The sequence below is a fragment of the Streptomyces calidiresistens genome (genome assembly GCF_014141525.1).
GTDB lineage: Bacteria > Actinomycetota > Actinomycetes > Streptomycetales > Streptomycetaceae > Streptomyces > Streptomyces calidiresistens.
On the sequence record NZ_VKHS01000831.1, the window covers coordinates 1 to 2,250 of the forward strand.

General features: G+C 75.4%; 2 protein-coding genes. Both read right to left on the reverse strand.

Annotated elements, in window-relative coordinates:
* Positions 1-103 precede the first annotated feature (103 nt).
* Entirely contained in the window at positions 104-628 is a 525-nt protein-coding gene (locus tag FOE67_RS23220; protein WP_182666795.1) for a hypothetical protein, read from the reverse strand.
* A 200-nt stretch (positions 629-828) separates the two neighbouring features.
* Positions 829-2,250 (reverse strand): amidase family protein (locus FOE67_RS23225; RefSeq protein ID WP_267133361.1); only part of this gene is annotated, 1,422 nt, incomplete at its 5' end.

Sequence of the window (2,250 nt, forward strand, 5' to 3'; positions counted from 1 at the left end):
GACGGGAGGGGAACGGTGCGTCCCACGCTATACGGCGCCGCCCGGCGGAGCCCGCCCGACCGGGGCCGGACGGGCCCGCGCGCCGCGCGCCGGGGGGCCGGGATCACTCCGCGGCGCCGCCCTCCCCGACGGGGGAGCCGAGCAGGGCGGGCGAGGCGTACCGGGACCACGACAGGCAACCGTCCGGAGGGCAGTACTCCGGACGGCGCGGGTCGTGGCCCAGCTCCCGGAGCTTGGTCCGCACCGAGTCCGGGGTCCGCCCGAAGCGGGCGGCGATCCGCGCCACGGTCTCCCCGGCGTGGAACCGGCGGGTCAGGTCCTCCTCGTGCTGCGGAACCCACGGGGCACCGTGGCCGGGGAACAGCTCGCGGAGGATGTCCCGGTCCGGGATGGGCTCGGCGACGTCCGCCGCGAGGGCCAGCGCCCGCAGACCGCGGTTGAGGGCGATGCGGAGGGTGGGGACGTCGGCGAGGGGCATGGTGAGCATGCCGTCCGCGATCGGCGCTCCCGGCTCCTCCTCGCGCCATCCGGTCAGGGTCAGGGTCAGGGTGATGTCGTCGTCACTGGCCAGCTCGACGCGGAAGATCTTGTCCCCGAGGGGGAGCTCGTTGATGTGTCGGAACGCCATGGAAGACCCCCAGTGGTCCGGGCCCGACGGGCCGGGATGAAACCGCGTGGATCCGGACGGATCACCGCGGAACGTTCCCATTCTCCCGGGCGGCACCGACAATCCGGGGCTCCGGGCGGAGCCCCGGAGGCCGCCTCCGGGGCCGTCCGCCGACACCGCGCCGAGGGTGGGCGGAGCGGACCGAGGGGCCGCGGGGGAGCTCAGCCCCGTTCCAGGAACTCCTCCCGCTCGGCGTCGAGCAGGGCGTCCAGCGCGGTGCGCAGAGCGGGTGTCCGGACCAGCTCCGGATCGCGCTCCACCAGCTCACCGGCCTCCCGGCGCGCCTCCGCGATGATGTCCTCGTCCTCGATGACGGCGAGCATCCGCAGCGAACTGCGCCCGCCCGACTGGGCCTGCCCGAGGACATCCCCCTCGCGCCGCTGTTCCAGGTCGATGCGCGAGAGCTCGAAGCCGTCCCGGGTGGAGGCCACGGCCTCCAGGCGGGCCCGGGCCGGGGCGGCTGCGGGCAGATCCGTCACCAACAGGCACAGCCCCGGGTGCTCGCCACGCCCCACCCGCCCCCGCAGCTGGTGCAGCTGGGAGACCCCGAAGCGGTCCGCGTCCATGATCGCCATCACCGTGGCGTTGGGGACGTTCACCCCGACCTCGATGACGGTCGTGGCCACCAGGACATCCACCTCGCCGGCGGAGAAACGGCGCATCACCTCGTCCTTGGCCTCCGGCGCCATGCGGCCGTGCAACGCGGCGACCCGCAGGCCGGCCAGTGGCCGGGAGACGGTGGTGTCGGCGGGGGGTTCCAGGGCCGCCCGGTAGCCGGCGGGCGGGGGCCCCAGATGCGACCAGTCCCGGGTGTCGGGGCGACCGATGACGTCCAGCAGGGTGGCCGAGTCGGCGGCCGTCCGGGTCATCGGTCCCACGTGCGCGAGCGTGCCGAAGGCGCTCGCCGGGTACAGCGGGACCCGGCCGTAGGTGGGCTTGAGGGCGAAGATCCCGCAGAAGGCGGCCGGGATCCGCACCGAGCCGCCGCCGTCGGTGCCCAGGGCCAGCGGACCGGCGCCGAACGCCACCGCGGCGGCGGCCCCGCCGCTGGAGCCGCCGGCGGTGCGGTCGGGGGCGTGCGGGTTGCCGGTCGCGCCGTGCGGCGGACAGTCGGTCACGCCCTTCCAGCCGAACTCCGGGGTGGTGGTCTTGCCGATCAGCACGCACCCGGCCTCGCGCAGCCGGGCCACCGAGGGGGCGTCCTCGGTGAACGGTCCGGTGGGCTCGACGGCGGCCGATCCCCGCAGGGTGGGCCGGCCCCGTTGCAGCAGGATGTCCTTGACGCTCGCCGGGACCCCGTCCAGGGGGCCGAGGGGGGACCCCGCAGCCCAGCGCGCGGCCGACTCCCGGGCGGCATCGAGGGCCCCCTCGGCGTCGATCACGACGAAGGCGTTCACGATCGCGTCGATCGCCGCGGCGCGTTCCAGAACGGCGAGGGCGACATCCACCGGGGTGAAGTCGCCGGCGGCGTAACCGGCGGTCAGCCCACCGGCGTCGAGGGAGGTCGGGTCGGTCACGCGGGGTTCTCCGTTCGGTGGACGGGAGGGCAACGGGCTGTCTCTTATACAGCTCTGGCGCTGCCC